The 21,434-nt window shown below is 55.7% G+C and carries 18 protein-coding genes; 4 read left to right on the forward strand and 14 right to left on the reverse strand.

Annotation, left to right across the window (positions count from 1 at the left end):
* Positions 1-75: 75 nt before the first annotated feature.
* The 13 genes from F1E05_RS06240 to F1E05_RS06300 all read right to left on the reverse strand — a co-directional run bounded on the left by F1E05_RS06240 (position 76) and on the right by F1E05_RS06300 (position 14,389).
* Positions 76-3,375, reverse strand: coding sequence for a diguanylate cyclase (locus tag F1E05_RS06240; RefSeq protein WP_150047475.1), 3,300 nt, complete (start codon positions 3,373-3,375; stop codon positions 76-78).
* Positions 3,372-5,123, reverse strand: coding sequence for a TadG family pilus assembly protein (locus F1E05_RS06245; RefSeq protein WP_150047476.1), 1,752 nt, complete (start codon positions 5,121-5,123; stop codon positions 3,372-3,374). Before F1E05_RS06245 ends, F1E05_RS06240 begins: the two co-directional genes overlap by 4 nt.
* A 3-nt stretch (positions 5,124-5,126) precedes the next feature.
* Positions 5,127-5,468, reverse strand: coding sequence for a DUF3613 domain-containing protein (locus F1E05_RS06250; RefSeq protein ID WP_190303264.1), 342 nt, complete (start codon positions 5,466-5,468; stop codon positions 5,127-5,129).
* A gap of 5 nt (positions 5,469-5,473) precedes the next feature.
* The gene (locus tag F1E05_RS06255) at positions 5,474-6,253 is read right to left on the reverse strand and encodes a tetratricopeptide repeat protein (RefSeq protein ID WP_150047478.1); all 780 of its coding nucleotides are present in this window, start codon (positions 6,251-6,253) and stop codon (positions 5,474-5,476) included.
* Positions 6,254-6,351: 98 nt separating this feature from the next.
* A complete protein-coding gene (locus F1E05_RS06260; protein WP_150047479.1) occupies positions 6,352-7,263 on the reverse strand; it encodes a type II secretion system F family protein in 912 nt (303 codons plus the stop codon).
* Between the two features lie 4 nt (positions 7,264-7,267).
* Entirely contained in the window at positions 7,268-8,173 is a 906-nt protein-coding gene (locus F1E05_RS06265) for a type II secretion system F family protein (protein ID WP_150047480.1), read from the reverse strand.
* Positions 8,166-9,404, reverse strand: a complete 1,239-nt coding sequence (locus F1E05_RS06270; RefSeq protein WP_150047481.1) for a CpaF family protein — start codon at positions 9,402-9,404, stop codon at positions 8,166-8,168. The genes F1E05_RS06265 and F1E05_RS06270 overlap by 8 nt, the downstream gene beginning before the upstream one ends.
* Positions 9,405-9,771: 367 nt before the next feature.
* Entirely contained in the window at positions 9,772-10,974 is a 1,203-nt protein-coding gene (locus tag F1E05_RS06275) for an AAA family ATPase (protein ID WP_150047482.1), read from the reverse strand.
* Complete coding sequence (locus F1E05_RS06280) at positions 10,971-12,299, reverse strand: type II and III secretion system protein family protein (protein WP_150047483.1); 1,329 nt, start codon at positions 12,297-12,299, stop codon at positions 10,971-10,973. Before F1E05_RS06280 ends, F1E05_RS06275 begins: the two co-directional genes overlap by 4 nt.
* Positions 12,296-13,123, reverse strand: coding sequence for a Flp pilus assembly protein CpaB (cpaB, locus tag F1E05_RS06285; protein ID WP_150047484.1), 828 nt, complete (start codon positions 13,121-13,123; stop codon positions 12,296-12,298). The genes F1E05_RS06280 and cpaB overlap by 4 nt, the downstream gene beginning before the upstream one ends.
* A gap of 70 nt (positions 13,124-13,193) precedes the next feature.
* The gene (locus F1E05_RS06290; RefSeq protein WP_150047485.1) at positions 13,194-13,709 is read right to left on the reverse strand and encodes a TadE/TadG family type IV pilus assembly protein; all 516 of its coding nucleotides are present in this window, start codon (positions 13,707-13,709) and stop codon (positions 13,194-13,196) included.
* Entirely contained in the window at positions 13,687-14,187 is a 501-nt protein-coding gene (locus F1E05_RS06295; protein WP_150047486.1) for a prepilin peptidase, read from the reverse strand. Before F1E05_RS06295 ends, F1E05_RS06290 begins: the two co-directional genes overlap by 23 nt.
* A 13-nt stretch (positions 14,188-14,200) precedes the next feature.
* Entirely contained in the window at positions 14,201-14,389 is a 189-nt protein-coding gene (locus tag F1E05_RS06300) for a Flp family type IVb pilin (RefSeq protein WP_150047487.1), read from the reverse strand.
* 393 nt (positions 14,390-14,782) lie between these two features.
* On the opposite strand from F1E05_RS06300, the gene F1E05_RS06305 reads away from it, so the two are divergent.
* Together F1E05_RS06305 and F1E05_RS06310 are read left to right on the forward strand one after the other, a co-directional pair.
* A complete protein-coding gene (locus F1E05_RS06305) occupies positions 14,783-16,390 on the forward strand; it encodes a methyl-accepting chemotaxis protein (protein ID WP_150047488.1) in 1,608 nt (535 codons plus the stop codon).
* Positions 16,391-16,487: 97 nt separating this feature from the next.
* Positions 16,488-17,348 carry an HDOD domain-containing protein gene (locus F1E05_RS06310; protein WP_150047489.1) on the forward strand — a complete coding sequence of 287 codons (861 nt, stop codon included), beginning with the start codon at positions 16,488-16,490 and terminating at the stop codon, positions 17,346-17,348.
* Positions 17,349-17,443: 95 nt separating this feature from the next.
* Here F1E05_RS06310 and F1E05_RS06315 read toward each other — a convergent pair whose 3' ends face one another.
* Entirely contained in the window at positions 17,444-18,025 is a 582-nt protein-coding gene (locus tag F1E05_RS06315; RefSeq protein ID WP_150047490.1) for a hypothetical protein, read from the reverse strand.
* Between the two features lie 169 nt (positions 18,026-18,194).
* On the opposite strand from F1E05_RS06315, the gene F1E05_RS06320 reads away from it, so the two are divergent.
* Both F1E05_RS06320 and F1E05_RS06325 read left to right on the forward strand, forming a co-directional pair.
* The gene (locus tag F1E05_RS06320; protein ID WP_232056798.1) at positions 18,195-19,055 is read left to right on the forward strand and encodes a methyltransferase domain-containing protein; all 861 of its coding nucleotides are present in this window, start codon (positions 18,195-18,197) and stop codon (positions 19,053-19,055) included.
* Between the two features lie 134 nt (positions 19,056-19,189).
* Positions 19,190-21,403, forward strand: a complete 2,214-nt coding sequence (locus F1E05_RS06325) for a heavy metal translocating P-type ATPase (RefSeq protein ID WP_197737417.1) — start codon at positions 19,190-19,192, stop codon at positions 21,401-21,403.
* Positions 21,404-21,434: the final 31 nt, after the last annotated feature.

The raw sequence follows: 21,434 nt of genomic DNA on the forward strand, positions 1-21,434 counted from the left end.
CCGCCGGATTTCCCGTGCAAACGCGGCGGAGCGGCGCTCCCGGCTCAGTTTGCACGTCGGTCGACTCCGCCGAGGCTAAATTTGCTCCAAGGGGATCAGTGTCGTCTGAGCGGATTGGCGGTAATCGACGCCTAATTGAAGCAAAAACGCCTCCAATTCCGGTCCGGCCGGGTTGGTGGCTAGGGTCGCAATGCCCAAGTACCGGGCAATCGATTGTATCGCTTGCACTAAGTAGGCGTCGATGGGCTCTTCGGCTATGCGGCCGGTTAAGGCTTTGTCTATCTTCAAAAAATCGACTTTCAGGCTGCGTAAATATACAAAAGACGAGGCGCCGCCGCTGAAACGGGTCAGGCAGATGCGATAGCCGGCATCGCGGGCGTCGCTGACCACGTCGCGTAACGCACTGAAGTTTTGCAGGAAATCCTCCTCGGCGATTTCGAAGCAAATGCATTGCGGGTTTACCCCGTTGCGTGCGCTTTGTTCGGATAAAAACGGCATAAAGTCGGCGTCGCTCAGGGTGGCAACCGACACCGGCAGTGCGTAAATCCGTTGGTTGGCCAACTGCCTGGACGGCACGCTGAGCAAGCCGAACAATTTGCCTATCGCCCAACGCTCGATTGCCGAATCCATTTTCAAACGGTGGGCGTTGGGCATAAAGGCCGACGGTATCAACGGCGTATGTCCGGGTTCGTGCAATTGCAAAATCACGTCCATATAATCCGGCAAGCCGTCGGCATGAACCGGGCTGGTGTTGACCTGCAGTTGAAAGTAGTCGTGATCCAACGCTTCCGACAACCTTTGGTTCCAAGGCAGCAAGGGCTTATCGCCCGACTTTTCGCCCCCGCTGGCGACATGCACCCGGTTGCGGCCGCCCTCCTTGGCTTTGTAGCATGCGTTGTCGGCCGCGGCTATGGTTTCCTCCACGGATAAACCGGGCAATAACGCGAACAAACCGATACTGACGCCGATTTCGAACACTTTGCCTTCCCAGGTGAAGCGGAAGCGTTGTACCGACTCGCGCAATTTCTCCGCCACGTTGATGGCGTTTTCCGCGTTGCTGTCGCGCAGCACCGCGCAGAATTCGTCGCCGCCGATGCGCGCCAGCATGTCGGTCGTGCGCAGACAATTTTTCATCAGGTGGGAGACTTGACGCAGCAACTCGTCGCCGGCGTTGTGGCCGCAGGTGTCGTTGACGATTTTGAATTTATCCAAATCCATATAGCACAGGATGTGTTGCTTGGCTTGTTCGTCGACTTCGTATTGCAGGCTCTCCAATTGGGTCAATAACTCGCGCCGGTTGATCAGGCCGGTTAAAGGGTCGCAGCTGGCGCGCTGATGCATTTTTTGGCTGGTGGAACGCTGCTCGGAAACGTCGCGGATGACGATAGCCGCCCCGGACACTTTGTGGTCGCCGGTAAAAATCGGCGTGGCCGATACCTCCACCGCCAGCTCTTGTTGATTGTCGCCGACGAACAACACGTCTTGGCGAAATTTGACGGTTTTGCCGACGCGAATGGCGCGAATGGCGGGGTCGGCCAGTGCCTGACGCTTGCGTTCGTCGATCAAACGCACGATTTGGCCGAACGGCAAGCCGCGGTACTGTTGTTCGGTCAAACCGGTCAGGCGTTGCGCGCTTTGGTTTAAGGTTTGGATGAAGCCGTCCTGATCGGTGATGACGATGCCTTCGCCTATGCTTTCCAAGATACTGTGAAAACGCTCCAGTTCGTAAGCCGTGCGGCTGGTTTGCCGGTAACTTTGGCTGACGTCTTCCACGAGATAAGCTGCTTTAGCGTCGCCGAGTTCGGTGAACCGTAATTTGTGCAGGCGCAAACGCAATTCGCTGGTTCCGGAGCGCAAGCTGAACTCGCCTTGGTAACCGTAATTGGCGCTTGCGGGCAAATTGGGCAGCCAGTGGTTTATCGGCGTGTCGCGCAAGCTGTTCTCGCCGGTTTGCAGAATGTCAGCGAACTTCGGATTGCTGCGCACGATGCGGTTGTGCGCGTCCACCAAACATAGGCCGGCCGGTAACGCGCTCAGCAGCGACCAAGCTAATGCGCGCTCCTCCGCGGCGTGAGCGGCGGCATGGTATTGTTCGGTGCGGTCTTGCAAAGTCAAGGCAAAGGCCGGCCCGGCGGGGGCGCTGTCGAGCGGCGTCAACCCTAGTGTGAATGAACGCAGTTGTCCGCTAGGACCGGTACAGATCCAGTCGATAGCGGCGGTACAACGTTGCGCAACCGCCTGCCGCCATTGCTGCACAGCCGGCTCCGGCAGCTGTTGAAGCAGGGGGAGTAGGGAGTTTTTAGTGTCCTCAAAGCTGCGGTCGGCCTGCAGCAGCTGTTGAAAAGCCCGATTGGCGTATTGCAGTTCGTTGCCATGCTGCGGCGCGGTCAAGGCCAGACCGGTTTCTATTGCGTCCAGCAGGTTGTCGCGCAGGGTCAAGGCTTGTTTAACCGCCTGCTGTTCGGCGTTGTTGCGTACCGTCACCAACCACAGCTCATCGGAATCGCCGGCCGAGTGGCAATCTATCGATACGGCCACGGCGCCTTGCGTACCGCGTGCCGTCAAGGCTTCCAAGGGTATCGGTGCGGTTTCCTGGGGGTTTTTAGCCAGAATGCCGGCCAATTTTTCCCGTACCCATGGTGCTACCAAGTCCAACAGATTGTTGGGGGCGTCCTCTTTGTGCAAGGCGAACCAATTGCCGGCCAGTCGGTTGAAATAGTGAATGCGGCCGTTACGTTCCACCGTCAATAGCGCAATCGGCAATTCGTTGAGCAGTGCAGCCGGATCGCCGGCTTCCTGCGGCGTTGCCGGCTTGGGGGGGGCGGATTCGTTTGGCAGTTGCCAGCGGCGGGGAAGTTCGGGTTGCCAGCCGGAGCGGCGCCAAATCAACAATGCGGCCAGATTGATACTTAGCATGCCCATGCCGAGTAAGGCCGTTACGTAGGGCCATTGGGTCTGCCAACGCGCCAACGCAGCGTCGCCGACCGGGGTCAGTCGCAAGCTAGGCGCGCCTTTGCCGGGCAGCGGCAACTCGAATGCGCCCAGGCGCAACCAGACCGGCAGAGCGGATGGCGGAGCGGGCTGGGAGCGGGCGACGGCCAGCACCCGGCCGGCTTTATCGACAAATTCGATTTTGAGATAGCTTTCTGCGGCGGGTGCGCGGGCCAAAGCGGCGGCGGCGGCTTTGTAATCGCCGTGCTGTTGGCTCAGGCTTTTGACTGCCAGGTCATGCAATTCGGTCGCGTTGCGCTCGGATAACGCCCGGCAGTCGTATAACACCCAAACGCCCCAGGTCGCCAGCAGCAATACGGCCGCGCCGAAGAGTTGCAGGTTTAAGGTGCGCCAACGGTTAGGCGAAAAAGCATTGAAAGTCATATCGCTAAAGTGGTGTTAGTGGCGTCCAGCCATAGTAAAGTCACGTCGGCGCCGCCGAGTTGAATGCCAAGGGCAGTGAGCAGGGGGTCTAGGATAGCGGTGCCAATCGTGGAGAGCACGGGAGTTAATATAGCCTCAATCGCCGGAGCTATTAGAGAAAGCAGGGGCTGAACAAGCAGCAAGTCTAATAGTGAGAGACCTAAGAGTGTGGGTGTCAGTTGAAGAGATGCAACAAGATCGGAAATCGCGTTTGCTAGGCCGGCAGCTGCGTCGCTATGTGCGGTTTGGGTTAGAGACTCGGGAGGCGGCACTGAAATTGGCGTCGAACTAACTTCGAAGGTCAAATCGGTGGCGTTGGGATTGGCGACGGCTGCGGCGGCGGAGATTGTTAACTTTACCGCATCTAGCGAGCCTAATTTGACCATGATGGTCGGGCTGGCGGTGGTAGCGCTACCGCCAGCGATGTTGGAATACTGGCCGATGCCCAGTGTTATGACACTGGGCGTTACGCCGACAACGACTTCATGTTTGCGGTTGTTCGAGGTGGCGCATTTGACCGACGTTAAATGAGCCTTGGCTTTTGCAACGTCCAAATACAGGTTTAGGTTGATGCTGGTATTCAGTATTCCGAGCACGGATAAGTTCAACAGCGAGACGTCCAACTGCAGGCGAAGCTGTGCCGTAGATACTTCGGTGCGCCAGCTGCCGTCGCTGTTTTTGCCCGGCGGGCCGATGGCGATTTTGGGCGCTTCTACAATGTAAAGATTTAGCGCCACGGTAGCGATTGGCGCCAAATCCACGCCGAAGGCCGGCACGCTGATCGCATGCTCTTTGTTGGCCAATTGGACTGCGGCGGTCACGATGTCCAGCGCATTGAGCTGCGCGTCCAGCGCCGCTTCCGGATTGTCGCCGGTCACGGCCAGAATGTCGCCTAGTCGTATGGTCGGCAAACCGGCTATCGCGGCCAGACTCATCTGATTCAAGGCCAGCCCGGCCGTGGTGTTGGGGCCGACTGCTTGCGCGACGATGTCTATGAATTCGCCGACGCCCAAGTCGGCGGCCAACAGCTCGTTGACCGTGCCGACCCCGGCTGTGGCGTTGATCAAGTCCAAAAGACTGACTTGCGCTGCGGCTATGCCTTTATAGCCGACCAAGTCCAGCGCAAGCGCGCTGCCCAGCATGCCGCCCAGCAAGGGGTTCAAAATGGAGTCGCCGGTATCTACCCGGGCCAGAAAACTGCCCAGGCGGAAGCCGGCCAGCACTTGCTTGGTAGCCACCGCAGTGGCGCTAAGCTGGGTATTGCCGAAGCCGCCGAGGATCAGCGAGCCGGGAAATTGGCTGGTGGCGACGACCTGCACCGCGTCGGCGTCGGCGGCATTGGCCACAGTGTTGAACTGGCGATTGCCGCTGACGGTTTGCGTGCTGCCCAGGGTGACCGCGCCTGCGGTATTCGTCAAATTGCCGCCGTAGCCGTTGGCGGCGGCGACCGTTTGCGCGGCGGCTGCCACCAAGGCTTGCGAAGGCTGTTCGGTGCCGCCGCAGACCGCGACGCTGGCGGCATGCAACGCGCTCAAGTCGGCGATTCTTTGCAGGCGTTGTTTTTCCCAAGCAATGCGGCCGGTATCGACTGCCAACACCATGAACAGCAATGCCGACATCAACGCCAGCGTGCCGTAAAAGCCGATGTTGCCGCGTTGGCTGCGAAAGCCGAAGCGCCCGTCGCGCTTGGCGTTGAGCGCAAAACCCACGCCTCAGCGCCCGCCGCTGCTACCGCCCGATCCGGAACCACCGCCGGAAGAGCCGGAGCCAGTGGTTTCGAAATGTAAAGGTATGGGATGGCTGAAGCTTTGCAGGTAGCGCTGAAAGCTGGCGGTGGCCGCTTGACCGGGAATGGCGTATCGATTGCCGGCCACGGCGCCGGAGCTTTGCCGCTGCAGCCATAACCGGGTTTGGTTGTCCGCGAATTGAGGCGGGTCGACGGCCGGGACCGGCTGTTCCACGCCTAAAGGCGGTTCCGGATATGCCGCTTCGTCGGCGACGCCGGCGCGGCTGACGGTTAAGCCGATCAAGGCCAGTAATGGGAAGTAACGCATGCTTGTCATTCGCTCGTGGAGGTAGAGTCGGAAGCGGTTTGCCGTTCGCTTAATTCGCGCGCGCGTCGGCGGAGTTTATCCGCCTGTTCGCCGGTCAATTTGTAAAAATCGATGTAACCTTGGGCCTCGGCTTCTCTATGCTCGAGCAGGGCCAAAACCACCATGTTTTCTATCGGCAGTGAATTGTTGCGGTCCAATTCGATGGCGGTGAGAAAGGCTTGCCGGGCGGGTTCGAACTTGCCGCGCAACAGTGACACCATGCCGAAATCGTTGTGGTAGTCCGCTGCTACCGGCCGTTCCGCCAGGGCGTTGCCGATGAATTCTTCCGCTTTGTCCAGTTGCCCGGCGTCGGCGCTTAATAGGCCCAGGCCGTGCCAGCCCTGGCCGGCCATGCAGGTATTCAGCAAGGCACGGTACGCCGCCTCGGCGGCGTCGGTTTGCGCTGCGCCGCGCAAGGCTTCGGCGCGCAGATAATCGAGTTGCGGCACTTTACCGGTTTGTTTTTGTAACTGTGCCAGGTTGGCCAGCGCGGCGTGGTAATTGCCGCGTTCGACCATCTTGTGGATTAGCTCCAAATACATGCGGTCGCCGGCTTCCAGCCGGCCGCCGCAGTCGGGCGGCGGCATAAAGTTATTGACCGCGGTCGGCGCCGGTTCGGGAGACGGCGTTACGGCGGGTTTGGCCAAAGCGGCCAGATAGTCGCCGCATCCCGTGCATATCAAACTGAGGCTTAGCCAGACCAATTTAAACGACCGACCGGAGTGGAACTTGAAGCTAACGATCATCAAGGCACCTCTCCGCCGTAGCCAAAGGAATTGATAGTGCGAGCGACACCCTTGTCGCAATGAAGGGGACGCTCCTAGAAGGATTTTCAGCGTAAAACTTAACCGGCTGCATTTTTTAAACCCGCGGCTACGGCCATGAAGCCGGGCGCTGCCAATAAGATCAGCAGCGCAGGGAACAGGAACAACATCATTACTATGGTCATTTTTCCGGATAGTTTGGATACGCGTTCTTTAAGATCCGTTTGCATGCGGCTTTCCAACAAGTCCGACAATTCCCGCAGCGAATTGAGCACGCTACCGCCCAAGCGCCAGGTTTGTTCCAAGATCATCGTTAAATCGGTCAGGGCCGGCACGTCCAGTTGTTCGGCGTTTCTACGCATCGCCAGCGCCAGATCTTCACCGGCGGTGACCATGCGTAGAATGTAATCCAGCTCGTGCGCCATGTCCGGCAACAAGGTGCGGATGTCCTGCGCCAAGGCGCGCAAGGCTTGTTCGACGCTGAGCCCCGTGCTCAACAGCACGCGCAGCAAGTGTACTAAAACGGGTACTTGCTCGGCGATGCGCCGCTGTCTGGACGAAGCTTTGAACGCGAGCAGGCGTTTGGGCAATAAATAAGCGGCGCTGGCGACTAAAAACATCGCGGCCCAATCGTTTTCCTTGGAACCGCCGACCAGAATAAAAGGGCCTGAGAAGATGACCGCGCATAGGGGTAGCAGCCACTGCACGGCGTAGAACAGAGCAAAATCGCTTTTGCGTTTCCAGCCGGCTCTGACCATAAACAGTCTGATTTCGCCGCTGTCTTTATTTTCTTTGTCAGGGATGACTTTATTGCCGAGTTGTTCCAGCCAACTCCGGGGGGCTTGCGGTTGTACGGCTTGGCCGAACGCTTGCTTGAAGCGGCGGTTCAGCCTATCGGCGTCGGCGCTACGCTGAAGCGTCAGGATGGCAAGTATAGCCGTGGCGATTAAGAGTATGGCTAGTGCGAACATGACTGACCAAAACTGCGGCATGCTGTTACCTCAAGCTGCGCATCATGCGCCAAATGACGAAGCCGCCGAACACCTGCAGGCCCAACGAGGTGTAGATGATGTTCATCCCGCCGGGGCTTTCCAACAGAAAGCCTATGTAAGAAGGGTTGGTTATCATCATGTAGCCCGCCAACGTGCTGGGCATCAGACCGAGAATCCAGGCGCTAAGCCGGGTTTCGCCGGTAATTGCACTGAGTTCGCGTTCCGCTTCTTCTTGCCGGCGGATTAAAGCAATGATGTTTTCCAGCATTTCTCGGATACTGCCGCCGTAACGTTGGTTGATGCGCAAGGCCAGGGTGATCAGGTGCAATTCTTTAAGCCGGTAGACTTCGGCGGATTCGGACAGGGCTTCGACGATGTCGCCGCCCAGCGCCTGTTCGGCAACCACGTTGGCCAGGGCGTCGGATAAGGGGGCCGGGCAGTCTTCTATGGCTTGTAGCAAAGCGCTGTCGAAACTGCGGCCAACCGCCATGATGCGGACGATATGGTCGATAAACCCCGGTATTTGTTCCAACAATTTGCGCTGGTTGGCGCCGATTTTCCACAGCAATGCCAAGTAAACGGCTAGCGTCGCCGACAAGCCGGTAACTAACAGGCCGTCGCTGCCGTTAAACAAGTAACCGCATGCGCCGACGATGACCGAAAGTACCCCGGCTGCGAACACATAGGCCTTGGAGCGTTCCAGACCGGAACGTTGCAAGGTGGCTTTGGCCCAGTTGATCGGTGCTCTGGTGACGGTTGGGGCGGGCGGATGGCGGCGTTCTTCGATTTGGTTGAGCCGTCGGTCCAGGGTCGATTGGTAACGATTGCGGTTGTCCAGCAAAAAAATAGCCAAGGCGCTGGCGGCCAACATCACGGCGGCCGTGATCATCAGCAGGATTTCGCTAGACATAACGCCGGCCGCCGGAGCCGGCGTCGCGGCCGGCCATTTTACTGAGTTTGGGCCTCAAGCGGGTTAAGGGCTCGAAGTTGTACAGGCTTTGGGTTACGTAATGGCCGTCCGCCACTTGCAGGATTTCTTCGACGGTCAATACCCGACGGCGGCCGTCGCGCATGCGGCCGATATGCACGATCAGGTCGACCGAGCTGGCGATTTGTTGGCGCAGGGTTTCCTCGCTGCCGTTGTAGCCGGCAAAACCGGACAGCAATTCCAGGCGGTTGAGGGCGTCGCGCGGGCTATTGGCGTGCAGAGTGGCCATGGAGCCGTCGTGGCCGGTGTTCATGGCTTGCAGCATATCCAATACTTCGGCGCCGCGAATTTCGCCCAAAACAATGCGGTCCGGCCGCATGCGCAAGGCGTTGCGCACCAGTTCCCGCGCCGTGACGGCATGGGTGCCTTCGGCGTTGGCCGGACGGGTTTCCAGACGCACCACGTGGGGGTGGCGCAAGTTGAGTTCCGCGGCGTCTTCGATGGTAATCAGGCGTTCGCCATGGGCGATATAGCTGCTGAGCACGTTTAACAAGGTGGTTTTGCCGGCACCGGTGGAGCCGGCCACCAGAACGTTGCAGCGGCATTCGACGGCCAGCCGCAATAAAGCCAGAGTTTCTTCGTCGAAGGTTTGATAAACCAATAAGTCGGCCGCCGTTAACGGGTCGGCGCGAAATTTACGGATAGACAGGCAAGCGCCGTCTATCGCCAGCGGTGGGATGATGGCATTGACCCGGCTGCCGTCGGGCAGGCGGGTGTCTACCATCGGGCTGGTTTCGTCTATGCGCCGGCCCAAGGGCGCCAGGATGCGGCGGATTACCCGCAGCAAATGTTGGTTGTCGATAAATTGCAGGCCGGTCAGTTCGAGTTTGCCGTTGCGTTCGATATAAATTTGATGCGGGCCGTTGACCAGGATGTCGTTGGTTTTGTCGTCTCTCAGCAAGGGATCTATCGGGCCGTACCCGAGCAGTTCGTCCACCAAGTCCTTGACGACGATTTCGGTTTCCATTTGATTAATCGCGATGCGCTGCTCGCGGATGTAGTGTACGGTTTTGTCTTTGACGAACTGCATCAGCTGTTCGTCGTTACCGCTGGGCAGGGTTTCGATTTCGTCCAGAATGTGCCGGTGCAAACGGTTTTTGATGGCCCTCAGTTCGGAGGCCAATTCGGCGCCTATGTGTTTACGAAATTTCATCTGCGTCTACACGTCAAAGGCAGCGCCGTGCGGTCTTAGCCCGGTTCGGATTGGCCTGGGCGGGCGGTAGTTTGAGTCGATGTTTTTTGTGTTTAACAACCATGAAGTCCTCTTGCCGCTTCGGCTAATGAAAAGTTTTGATCGTGGCAGCGGCGTTTCGTCGCGATTTGCAGGCGAATGTCCCAACCAGCGGTTGCTACCGGCATGGCTTTCAGATTAAACCCAATTTGAAATTTGACAACTCTTTATTGTGGCGCCGTTGGAGCAGCTTCCAGTCGCGACGCAAGGCCCGCATCGAGGCTATGAGCCGTGCCGTTTTCCGCTTTCGTTAGCCGGGTATCGCTATGTTTTCCCCAACCTTAAACAGTTACGGCCGAAACCAACGGGTGACTTTTGCCAAGGTATTTCGAGAGCGTACAGCGGTGATACCCAACAAGCTTTTGGCTAACTGTTCGACCGAAAGCGTGTATTTATCGTTAGGGGCAAATTCGAATAGGCTTTGCCCGCTGTTTTTCATAAATAGCCGCGCCATGCCGGACGGGGGCAGAGTGGTCTTTAGCGAAAGGTGTAAACGTTCGGCAATTTCTTCGGCGTTCGGCTGTTGGCTGGCCAAATAGCGGTCGACAATCAACTCCAGCTTGTCCGCGGAATGATAATGTTCGAGAAAGTCCCGGAGTTTTTTATTGCTGCGGCAACTGGGCACGGTTTGCTCGCACAACAAGAATGCTTGATCGGCGCGTGAGGTGACCAATTGTAGAAACTCCGATTTCGGTAGGCCGCTGAGATTAACCACCACGTACTGAAAATGCGTACACAATATGTTCAGCAACACGATGATGTCGGCCGCCAAGATGCGGCCGACTTCCGAATCTTCCGCCATGGCCAGCAGCATCAAGCCGCTGGGATGTTTGGCGAACGCCGTCTCGATCAAGGTTTCGTCGAAGCGCCGGATGCTGCGGATGGCGTCGTCGAAGGTATAAGAGACTTGCAAATCCAAAAACGATAGGGAATCGGCTTCCGGGATGCCCAGGTCCAGCAATAACACCTTGCTTTGAGGTGCGAATTTCACCAAGGCCAGGCCAAGGTGCAGCGACAGCATGGCCGAATCGGCATCCGGGCGGGCACTGACTACCGCGAGCAATTTGCCGTTGGGACGGTCGCGGGTCGGCGCATACTGCGCGCCTTTTTTCATCAAGACTTGCAGGCGTTCCAAGGTTTCCCGCTTCGGGGTGTCCAGGGTGACCAAATCGTTGGCACCCGCGCGCATGGCGTTGAGCAGAAAATTGGGCTCGTTATCCTCGGCGAACACCAGGATAGGCAGTAAGGGTTTGGCTTCGTGCAGTTCCTCGATCAGCGTCAAGCGTTGATAGGCCGTGTCGCTTGCAACGTGCACGACCACCATCAAAATGTGAGCCGAGTCGACGACTTGCAGTACTCGTTCGAGCGCCGAGGCTTCGGAAATCAATAATTGGCCTTCGTTGCCTAAAATTTCGCTCAGGCGGCGGGCGATGAATTCGTTGTCCGCAATCAGCAGCACATTCCGTTGGGGGCCGTTGTCGTTCGGGCTCATCGTGAAAATCCCTCCATGCTGCCGGGCAAGCCGCGTTTGGGTTGCTGGTTGTGGAACAGGAAACGATTGAACGTGGGATTTTCGGTTCGATAATTTTCGCCGGGCAGTTGCGGTAGCGGGGTGTGTTTGCCGAGCGGGTGGACGATGTGCGGGGTGACCACCATCAATAGTTCTTTGTCTTGTTTTTCGAAACTTTTCGAGCGGAAAAACGCACCTATGTAAGGCAGATCGCCTAACCACGGTAGTTTGTCTTCGTTGGCTACCGTGTTTTGGCTGATTAAGCCGCTGATGACGAAACTTTCGCCGTCGCCGAGTTCTATCGTGGTATCGGTGCGGCGCACTTTTAACGCGGGCACTTGGGTGCCTGCACTTTGCACGCCTACCGAAAAATCCAGGTCGCTGACTTCCGGCGCCACTTTCATGACGATGCGTTCGGCGTCCAGAATAGTGGGGGTCAAGGCAAGGCGTATCCCGAATTCCCGATATTTGACGGTAATCGCACCGGAAGCGCCGCTACCTTGCGCTACCGGGATGGGAAATTCGCCGCCGGCTAAAAAGTTGGCGGTTTGTCCGGCCATGACGACCAAACTCGGCTCCGCGAGGACGTAGGCGTAGCCGCCTTGTTCCAGCAAGCTGACCGTGCTCAGCCAGCCTTCTTGAGAGTCGCCGAACACCATTTGGAAGGCCTGCGCATAAGGAAAGAAACCGGAAGCGCTTTCCAGCAGCAGACTGCCGGTGTCCGAGGACTCGACGCCGGACAAGGTGCCCGGAGGCGCCACCGAAACGACAGTATTTTTGAAGTTTTTATGGAAGAAAAAGCCGGCTTCTTTTAACGCGCTACGGCTGATCTCGACGATTTTTATGTCGGCTTGAATTTGCGTGCCGCTAACATCGACGCTTGATAAATCGCGCGGATCGGGCTTGGGCTCTTGGATTTTGCCGGCGTGCTCGAGCAAGGATGAAAATTCGCCTTCGGTGGTGGCGGGGTCGATGCGCAAGCGATAGCGTTGCGGCTTGGAGTGACCGGAAAGCCAGACATGCAAATTGGTAGTGCCGGGTTTTTTGCCGACGATCAGCAATTCGCGCGGCGTGTTGGTCAAGGTGACGTCGGCGATTTCCGGGTCGCCGATGGCAATCCGGGTGGGGTCCGCGCTTAAGTGCAAGACTTCGTGTTGGCTTTCTACGATGACGTAGTCTTGGTAATCGGGTTTATGGCGGTGCTTGTTTTTGGCAAATACCGTGGCCGACGCCAGGGCCAGTAATAAAAGTAGGGTAAACCGTCTGGCGTTCAGGGTCAGTTTACTAGGGGTTGGGTTTAAGCTCATGGGTATTGTATTTGTTCTAATTGTGTACCATGGTAAATCTCGACCAGCGGGCCTTTTTGATTGAATTCGGCTTGCGAAATGACGTCTTTCAGCGTGATGCCTCCCGGACTGCTATCCGTGTCCACGGCGTTGGAAGGGCGTAGTGCCATTCTGAGCGTCGCCGCATTTTCAATCAAGGCGATGCGCGGTAAATCGGCCGAGTCTACTGCAAGCACGGCGGTATTTCTACCGGTTTTGCCTTTTTGCCCGGCTTCCCGTTCTTCGGATTTTTCGGCGCTAGGGGCGGAAAATTCGCTGCCGTAGCTGATGACTCTGACCGCGCGCAAAATCATCACGGCTTGGTTGTCTTTGACGGCCTGGTGATCTCCGCGCACAAAGGCGACCAAATCCACTAAGTCCCCGGATTCGACGAAACCGCCCACGCCGATGATTTCATCGACTTTGACGGCGATGGCGCGTTCGTTTTGCCGCAAGGCGCGGCCTAAAGGATTGTCTCCGCTGAAATAATTGCGCAGTATCGGTTGTTCTTTGGCAATAGCCGCCCAAGGGCGCTTGCCGGCCACTTCGTTGAGGTTGTTGTAGACCTTATCCGGCGGGGTGTCGGTTTTGACGATGCGCAGTGCGTCGTTAGGAATGGGTTCGCCGGGGGCAAGATTGCGCGCAGCGACCACCATGGAAAACTTCGGTTCGGCAACGACGGGCTGCCCGTTGCCGGCCGAAGCCGGCGCGGGAGGCGCGTTGCCGAGTTTGTAGGCGATAACGGCCAATATCAAAGCACCCAGCAACATCACCAAGGCGAAAATTTTCAGGATCTGGTTATTCATGGATAGGCTAAATGCTGTTCTGAAAGAGGGTCGAATCGAAAGCGGCTTGTTAACGATAAGCCGGCTTTAGCTAAATCTGTGCTTGCGCGGTTACCGTTAAGGGATCCGGCACGTTTGGGACTTTTCCGATACCGGGAAAAGTCAATACAGGCATCAAAGGTACCGTCGAATAAGGGTAGGAGACGCTAATGTTGATCCAGGCCCCATTCAGGGTTACCGCGATTTTATCGTAATTCGGCGAGCTGCCTAATGTCGCCGCTTGTTGCGAACTCGTCAGCCAGCTCAAGCTTTGCACTACCGCGGCACGCGATACGCCGGTCACTTGCGCCAAGTAAGCGTCATTGTCGGCAAAACCGGTCGGATCGACTTTGATCGCGGCGCGTGCGCCTTCCTTGGTAGCTAAAGTCAACGCTTGTTCCAGGGTGAAAACCAGCGCATAAGATGAGATGGCGTAAAAAAGCGTGAAAAAAATCGGAAAGGTAAACACAAATTCGATGGCAGCGCCGCCGCGTTGGCGTTTGCACGCCATTCGCTCCGGTGCACTGTGAGCGGCGAAGCGGCGGTTAAAGTAGTCGGCTGCCATCATTCAGGATTAGGGAAAATATTAAACCCAGACCGATAAATACGCCTTGCGGGAGGCGGATCGAAGCATTGGGTGCTTTGAGACCCTCTGTGCGGTGTTTGCGCCAATGGACGGCCATAGCCGCGGGTAGGCTCAGAAAGCTGCATAATACAAAGGTATTCAGCAGCAGTTCCAAGCCGCCGAGACAGCCTATGGCGGCAAAAAGCTTCACGTCTCCGGCGCCCAGCCAGCCTAGCCAAAACAAGGGGCCCAATGCCAGTGTCGCGGTTAGCACCGAAACGAACACCGACGTTGCCGACGCGCCGGAGACGCTATGCCCGAAAACCGCCAGATAAACCAGGCCGGCAAAACCGCCGCCCAGGGTTAAATAATTCGGTAAACGGCGTTGGCGCAAATCGAACGCGGCCAGACAGCCTATCCAAATAAAAACCGCCCATATAGCGGGCGGAAAGTATAAATGGGAGGCCGAGCAGGCAGTCATGGCCGTTAGGGTTCTAGCTTACAGCCGTTCCGCCCAGCGCGGTCAGAATCGTATTTAAAATACTTTTAATCTGAGTACTTACGGGCGTGACAAACGCAGCGATAACGACCGCTACCATGGCGGCCAGCAAGGCGTACTCCAGTGCGCTGGCTCCGTCTTCTCGGCGCGATAACTCGGTGAAAAATGCTTTGATTTTGGACATGGCAATTACCTCTCAATTTAAACGGACAGTTAAATTAATGAAATGGCTTGAACAAACACAGCGATGAATGTCTTCGCCGGATAACGAGCGGTTACAACGGTTTACTATGTTTATTTGACATTCCGGTCTAAAACAGCTTTAAAAATATCAATAAACAAAGGGGAAACAGTGTTGTAACGAAGCGGCAACAATATAGTACCGCGTTAAATCAAAAGCTAGTAGAGCTTGACTATTCTGCTAGGTTTGTTGGGTGCTCGGCATTTTTTGCCGGGAGGGTTTAGCGGTATGTTGCGCATTTTTGTAGCATTTGCTTTAGATAGCGCGATAAATGGTCATGTAATTTCTCCGTTTGCCGCTATATTAGCTTGAATTTGTTGATTACCGAGGAGCCCAATGAAAGACTCAGTTTCAATTCAGGGCAAAATTTTGCTCAGTATCGCTAGCGTCTTCTTTTTGGTTACCGCCATTAGCATGTGGTTTATGGTGGAGCGACAAAAAGAATTGGTGCAAACACTCGCGTCCGAAAAAGCCTTGGAGGTGGCCAATAGTTATTTCGACGGCTTGAATTCGATGATGATAGCCGGCTCCATCGCGAAAAGCCGTTTGCTTGAAGAAAAGGTTAAAGCGCGCGACGATATTTTCGACATTCGCATGATTCGCGGCCCAGCGATAACCGATGCCTTTGGCCCCGGGGGGGCTGAACAAGCCCCGGAGGACGATTTAGACCGGACTGCTTTAAGCGGCAAAACGGTGATAAAACGGGTCAGCGATGCGCAAGGCGAACGCATCATTGTCGTCAAGCCGGTGGTCGCCAGCAGCAATTTTAAAGGTACCGACTGTTTGAATTGCCATAGGGTCGCGGAAGGGACTGTATTGGGTGCAGTGCGCTTGGAGTATCTGCTGGACGGTTTGCACGAGATCATCGGCCGTGACTTGCTGGCTGCCGGCGGTATTGCCTTCGGTTTGTTCGTGATCGCCGTGCTGCTCGTTGCCATTTTAATGCGCAACATCGTGGTAAATCCGCTGAGCGAAATGCGCAATCGAATGAATCTGATCAGTCAAGACGCGGATTTACGCCAACGCTTGACGCATGATTCGATGGATGAAATCGGCCAGCTCTGTTCCGCGATTAATACGATGCTGTCTACCTTTGCCGGCAGTTTGTCGCGCGTGTCGGACGTGGGGTTGCAGCTGAACAGCGCGGCGGCGCAAATTTCCCAAGTGGCTGGTCAAACCGCGCAAGCGGCCACACAGCAACGCCAGGAAACCGAGTCGGTGGTGCATGCGATAAAACGTTTGGAAAGTTCCGTCAACGAAGTGCGCGAATGCGCGGAAGGCGCGGCCAAGGCCTCCATAGAAGCGGACCAGCAGGCCGGTAACGGCGCCGTTACTACCAAGAACGCCATCGACGGTATTTTCGGTTTGGTTAGCGAAATCGATCGCGCCTCGGAAGTGATCAAACGTTTGGCCGAAAAGAGCAAAGGCGTGGGTTCGGTGTTGGACGTCATCAAGGGTTTGGCCGAACAAACCAATCTACTGGCCTTGAATGCGGCCATCGAAGCGGCCAGGGCGGGCGAGCAAGGGCGTGGGTTTGCGGTGGTTGCCGACGAGGTGAGAACCTTGGCGACGCGCTCGCACCAGGCTACCGAGGAAATTGAAAAAATTATTGCCCAGTTGCAGCGCGAAGCAGTCGATGCGGTTTCGGTGATGGACAATGCGAAAAGCAGCGCCGAACAAAGACGTTCGCAAGTGGAAAGCGCCGATCAGGGTTTAGCCTTGATCGCCGAGCGCGTCGCGCGCATCAAAAAGCTTAATGCCAAGGTAACCGAGGCCTCGGGCAATCAAAACCAGGTGGCGCAAGGCGTTAGCCAAAACATAGCCAACATCAGCCGGTTGACCGACGCTACGGCCCGGAATGCGGAAAGAACCGATCTTTCCAGCGGGGAGCTGGTCGATTTGGTCAGGCAGCTAAATCAATCCGTAGAACAATTTAAACGCTGAAAAAATGATTGCACAGACGGCGATGGGTTGGACGTAAATTTGCTAATCTTTATCCGGACGCTAAGTCCGACTCGCAGACCGCCTCCCCTACGACGATATGGTTAACAATTTAGACGAAGAGAAGACCAAGAAGATACTGAAGGGCATCACGATTCCACCGCAACCGCAAATTTTGGTGGATTTGCAAATGGAGAGTGCCTTCGAAACCGTTTCATTGGACAAAATTACCTCCATAATCGTTAAAGACATTGGCATATCCGGCGCGGTGCTGAAAATCATCAACTCGCCGTGTTTCGGTATGCGGGGTAAGGTATCCTCGATCAAGCAGGCCTTAAATTTATTGGGTCTCAAAAATGTATTAAACATCATTCGATGTTTGACGTTACGCAACGCCTTCGATTTCGAGCATTTGGCGAGAATGACGCAAGTTTGGGACAATTCTTCCGATGTTGCGATGGCGTGTATGGCGATCTCCAAAATGCTGGGAGTAGGGTCCGTCGACGAATCCTATACGCTGGGCTTGTTTCACGATAGCGGCATTACGTTGATGATGGATAAGTTCGAAAATTATCCGGAAGTGATCAAGCGAGCATACGCGGAACCCAAGCGGCGCATCACTGACGTAGAAAACGCCGAATTTCACACCAACCATTCGGTGGTAGGGTATTTCACCGCTAAAGCTTGGAACTTGCCCAAGCACATTTGTCAGGCGATAGCCGATCACCACAAGACCGAGCCGATTTTCCGAGAGGAAGTTTCCTACGATCCGCAAGGGAAGAATTTGCTCGCAGTACTGAAGCTTGCCGAAAATACTTGTACTTCTCACAAAAGCATCGGCGATGCCGGCGACCATTTCGAATTCAAACGAATCAAAAAAGATCTGCTGATTTATCTTGGGATAGGCGAATACGATTTAGAGGACATCCAGGCTTCGGTGCGGGAAATGTTAGTAGTCTAGTTACGCCATTTTTCCGCAAAATTGCCTGGGGATGACTCGTGCATAACACAAGAATGCTATTAATTCGTTCGCAGAGCCAAGGTTTTCAGGTCGGGTCAATTCGAGTCCACGGTCTGCACCAACAACTCAGTTTTACGGTATAGCGGTAGCTTGCGTTGCGCTTTAAACGTTTCGCTGGAAGAAGGCCATGTCGGCAATATAGCTTTTCGTATCGTGACAGAGTGCCGCGCTTGCCCAAAGCTCCTCATTGAACGGGGTGATTTGATTGCATATACGCTGAAAAAAGCATCCGAAATGCCTGGGGTGAACGAGGCGTTGGACAGGTCGAGCGCAACCGAACCGCTCCACAGCAAGGCCACATGTGTCGATCGCCACTGTACACTCGCCGACAAAAAGTGAGGATCGGCAAGCTCGCGCACAAAACCAGTCGCGTTGTCTTTCGGCAAAATAATAAATTTCGGCCGCTTATTTGCGTTTTCCTGTTGCCGCAAATTTAAGCTTACTCGACAGCAGCGAGTTGTCACAAGAGGATCAAGGCAATTCCATGTAAGTCTAGTGACAAACGTCGCCCCGCTAACATTCGTTTCAGCAACGAAAGCCTTGCAACTACCAATCCCTGTATATTGATTAAATAAATTAGCGACCTCCAGGCGCCGCATGGATTCGGTCAATTCCACCACGTAGCCCGTTGCGTCAGTTCGTCACGGTAATAGCGTAAGAAACCTTTCACTGCATCCGATCGATCGTCTGACGGTCATTACGAATTCTTAATTCTGCTTGACCTTCCAATTATGTAAACCTTTAGATTGATGCAGGCAGATGGTCTCTTATGTAAGGTGACTATCCATGATTAAAATTAGAACGATTTTTCAGGAGGTTGAAATGGAATCCCATTCGATAGCCAATAAAAAAACCGCACATGCTTATAACACCGCCGCGGATTTATTCGATCACCCGGCCAACACGTTTTGGAATCGTTTTGGCACCAGCACCGTTAACCGACTAGGGCTAAGTAAAGGAGACAAGGTCTTGGATGTTTGTTCCGGAACCGGCGCTTCAGCCTTACCGGCTGCTCGTCAGGTTGGCCCGGATGGCCGAGTGGTTGCTGTCGATTTGGCGGAAAAATTATTGGCCAGGGCGGCAGAAAAAGCCAAAGCTGATGGTCTTGAGAACATGGAGTTTCGGGTCGACGATATGCTCGCGTTAGCGTATCCCGATGGTTATTTTGATGCCGTCGTTTGCGTGTTTGGGATATTTTTCGTGCCTGATATGGCTGCAGCGGTCAGGGAGTTATGGCGGCAAGTCCGGCCGGGCGGGCGGTTAGCGGTTACCACCTGGGGGTCCGATTTATTCGAGCCTGCCAACACCTCGCTTTGGCAAGCCATATGCGATGAACGCCCCGATCTGCACAAAGACTTCAACCCGTGGGATCGCATTTCCACGCCGGAAGGGTTTTTGGCGATGTTGGCCGAAGCCGGTTTAACCGACGTGCACATTTTCGCTGAAGACGCGACTCATAGTCTGTCCGACCCCGAGGATTGGTGGACCTTGGCGATGGGTAGCGGCTATCGGGGCACCTTGGATCAGCTCAATGAGGAACAGCTCCGGAGGGTGAAACAAAGCAATCTCCATCACTTGGCCAGTCAATCGGTTACCGAAATTTCAGCCAATGTGCTTTATGCCGTTGTTGAGAAACCACTTATTTGAAGACTTGCCTCGTCTCCAGTATCGATTTTTTCAATAAGTGCCTGTAACCCGAAAAAGCGAAAAAAACTGTTGACCTTCTCATCGTGGTAAGCCGAACACTTTGATCACAGTCAATTACATCAGGAGACTTGATCATGAAAACTTTAAATTCCAACCAGTTGGCGGACCATTCGGTTTACTTGTCGATAGAGGGCATGACCTGCGTGTCCTGCGCCGGACGTGTCGAGAAAGCGCTGAACAATATTCCCGGCGTAGAGCAAGCCAGGGTAAATTTAGCCACCGAAAGTGCCGTTGTCCGCAGCGACGGCTCGGTAGCTTCCGACGCACTGATAAGCGCGGTTGCGGCCACAGGTTACCGTGCTTATCTCAAGCAGGATCGGCCGGCAAACAAACCAAGGTCGCGAGACGGACTGACGGTGGTGATGGCGGCGCTATTGTCGCTGCCACTACTGGCGCCGATGCTACTGGAGCCTTTCGGTATCCATATTGCACTACCGGCCTGGTTGCAATTGAGTTTGGCAACGCCGGTCCAGTTTGGATTGGGAGCGCGTTTTTACCGGGCAGGCTGGAAAGCGCTGAAAGCCGGTGCCGGCAATATGGATTTGCTGGTGGCCCTGGGTACCAGCGCGGCGTACGGCTTGAGCGTTTACCAATTGATGGGCTCGACTGGCGGCATGGCGCCGCATCTGTATTTTGAGGCATCGGCGGTGGTGATCAGCTTGGTGTTGACCGGCAAATGGTTGGAGGCTTGGGCGAAACGGCAAACGGTTTCAGCGATTACGGCGCTGCAAGCCTTACAGCCGCAAGTCGCGCGGGTCAAACGCAACCATCGAGAGTTGGACATTGCAATTGACAGCGTCAAGGTCGGGGATCTGGTCGTGGTCCGCCCCGGCGAACGTATCGCGGTCGACGGCACCATCGCCGATGGCCGCAGCCATATCGACGAATCGATGGTTACCGGCGAAAGCATGCCTATCGCCAAACAGCCCGGCGATAAGGTGACCGGCGGTGCCATCAATGGCGAAGGCTTGTTGCTGGTGCATACCGATGCGGTCGGCGCGGAGACTTCCTTGGCAAAAATGATTCGCTTGATCGAGGACGCACAATTGGCCAAGGCGCCGATTCAACATTTGGTGGATAAGGTCAGTGCATGGTTCGTGCCGGCGGTACTAGCTATTGCCTTGATGACCTGGCTGGGTTGGTGGTTGCAGGGTGCCGCCATGGAAACCGCGATTATCAATGCCGTGTCGGTTTTGGTGATTGCCTGTCCGTGTGCGTTGGGCTTGGCAACGCCCGCTGCGCTGATGGCCGGCACCGGCATGGCCGCCCGCCACGGCATCCTGATCAAAAACCCGGAAGTGCTGGAAGTTGCCCATCGCATTACCACGGTCATCTTCGACAAAACCGGAACCTTGACCCAAGGGAAAGCTTATCTGGTCGAAGCCGCGCCCTACGGCATCGACCGCAAACGCTTGTTGCAACTAGCCGCTGCGCTACAAACCGGCAGCGAGCACCCTTTGGCAAAGCCAGTGCTTGAAGCCGCACATGAGTTACAGATCGAAACTATGCCGGCAGATGCGGTCACGGCCTTGCCTGGACGCGGGCTATCCGGGCGAGTGGATAATTTCGATTTGCGTTTGGGCAATAGCCGCTTGATGTCTGAATTGGGCATTGATCTAGGTGAGCTGGCGGAACGTGCCCAGGCCTTGGAGCTTGCCGGCAATACGGTGTCCTGGCTGGCAATGGCCGCGCCGCAAAAACGCTTGCTCGGCATGCTGGCCTTTGGCGACCGACTCAAATCGTCTGCTTATCCCGCCATCAAGCAATTACAGGCATTGAATATCCAAACCGTATTGTTGAGCGGGGACAATCGCGGCAGCGTCAACGCAGTCGGCCAGGCGTTAGGCATCAGCGACATTATCGCCGAGGTATTGCCGGCGGATAAGGCCTATCAAGTGGAATCGCTGAAACAGCAAAACCAGCATGTGGCAATGGTCGGCGACGGCATCAACGACGCGCCGGCACTGGCGGCCGCCGACGTCGGCATTGCCATGGCGACCGGCACCGATATCGCCATGCAGTCCGCCGGCATTACGCTGATGCACGGCGACCCGATCCTGGTAGGTGCCGCGCTCGATATTGCCCGGCGCACCTACCGCAAAATCCGGCAAAATTTGTTTTGGGCGTTCAGTTACAACCTCGCGGCCATTCCATTGGCGGCATTGGGTTTGCTCAATCCGCAACTGGCCGGAGCGGCGATGGCCTTCAGTTCGCTGAGCGTGATCGGCAACGCCTTGTTGCTGAGGACTTGGAAACCTGCCGGCTTATTGCCATCCGTCAGGCATTAACCCAACCTGTGTGCGGGCAGCGTACTTGCCG

This window comes from Methylomonas rhizoryzae, from assembly GCF_008632455.1.
GTDB classification, from domain to species: Bacteria; Pseudomonadota; Gammaproteobacteria; order Methylococcales; family Methylomonadaceae; genus Methylomonas; species Methylomonas rhizoryzae.

Coding starts and splice junctions, on each gene's coding strand:
- F1E05_RS06250 (WP_190303264.1), bottom strand. CDS start 5,468: ATGCGTTACTTCCCATTACTGGCCTTGATCGGCTTAACCGTCAGCCGC.
- F1E05_RS06260 (WP_150047479.1), bottom strand. CDS start 7,263: ATGCCGCAGTTTTGGTCAGTCATGTTCGCACTAGCCATACTCTTAATC.
- F1E05_RS06265 (WP_150047480.1), bottom strand. CDS start 8,173: ATGTCTAGCGAAATCCTGCTGATGATCACGGCCGCCGTGATGTTGGCC.
- F1E05_RS06240 (WP_150047475.1), bottom strand. CDS start 3,375: ATGACTTTCAATGCTTTTTCGCCTAACCGTTGGCGCACCTTAAACCTG.
- cpaB (WP_150047484.1), bottom strand. CDS start 13,123: ATGAATAACCAGATCCTGAAAATTTTCGCCTTGGTGATGTTGCTGGGT.
- F1E05_RS06295 (WP_150047486.1), bottom strand. CDS start 14,187: ATGACTGCCTGCTCGGCCTCCCATTTATACTTTCCGCCCGCTATATGG.
- F1E05_RS06310 (WP_150047489.1), top strand. CDS start 16,488: ATGGTTAACAATTTAGACGAAGAGAAGACCAAGAAGATACTGAAGGGC.
- F1E05_RS06255 (WP_150047478.1), bottom strand. CDS start 6,253: ATGATCGTTAGCTTCAAGTTCCACTCCGGTCGGTCGTTTAAATTGGTC.
- F1E05_RS06270 (WP_150047481.1), bottom strand. CDS start 9,404: ATGAAATTTCGTAAACACATAGGCGCCGAATTGGCCTCCGAACTGAGG.
- F1E05_RS06290 (WP_150047485.1), bottom strand. CDS start 13,709: ATGATGGCAGCCGACTACTTTAACCGCCGCTTCGCCGCTCACAGTGCA.
- F1E05_RS06325 (WP_197737417.1), top strand. CDS start 19,190: ATGAAAACTTTAAATTCCAACCAGTTGGCGGACCATTCGGTTTACTTG.
- F1E05_RS06300 (WP_150047487.1), bottom strand. CDS start 14,389: ATGTCCAAAATCAAAGCATTTTTCACCGAGTTATCGCGCCGAGAAGAC.
- F1E05_RS06275 (WP_150047482.1), bottom strand. CDS start 10,974: ATGAGCCCGAACGACAACGGCCCCCAACGGAATGTGCTGCTGATTGCG.
- F1E05_RS06320 (WP_232056798.1), top strand. CDS start 18,195: ATGATTAAAATTAGAACGATTTTTCAGGAGGTTGAAATGGAATCCCAT.
- F1E05_RS06305 (WP_150047488.1), top strand. CDS start 14,783: ATGAAAGACTCAGTTTCAATTCAGGGCAAAATTTTGCTCAGTATCGCT.
- F1E05_RS06280 (WP_150047483.1), bottom strand. CDS start 12,299: ATGAGCTTAAACCCAACCCCTAGTAAACTGACCCTGAACGCCAGACGG.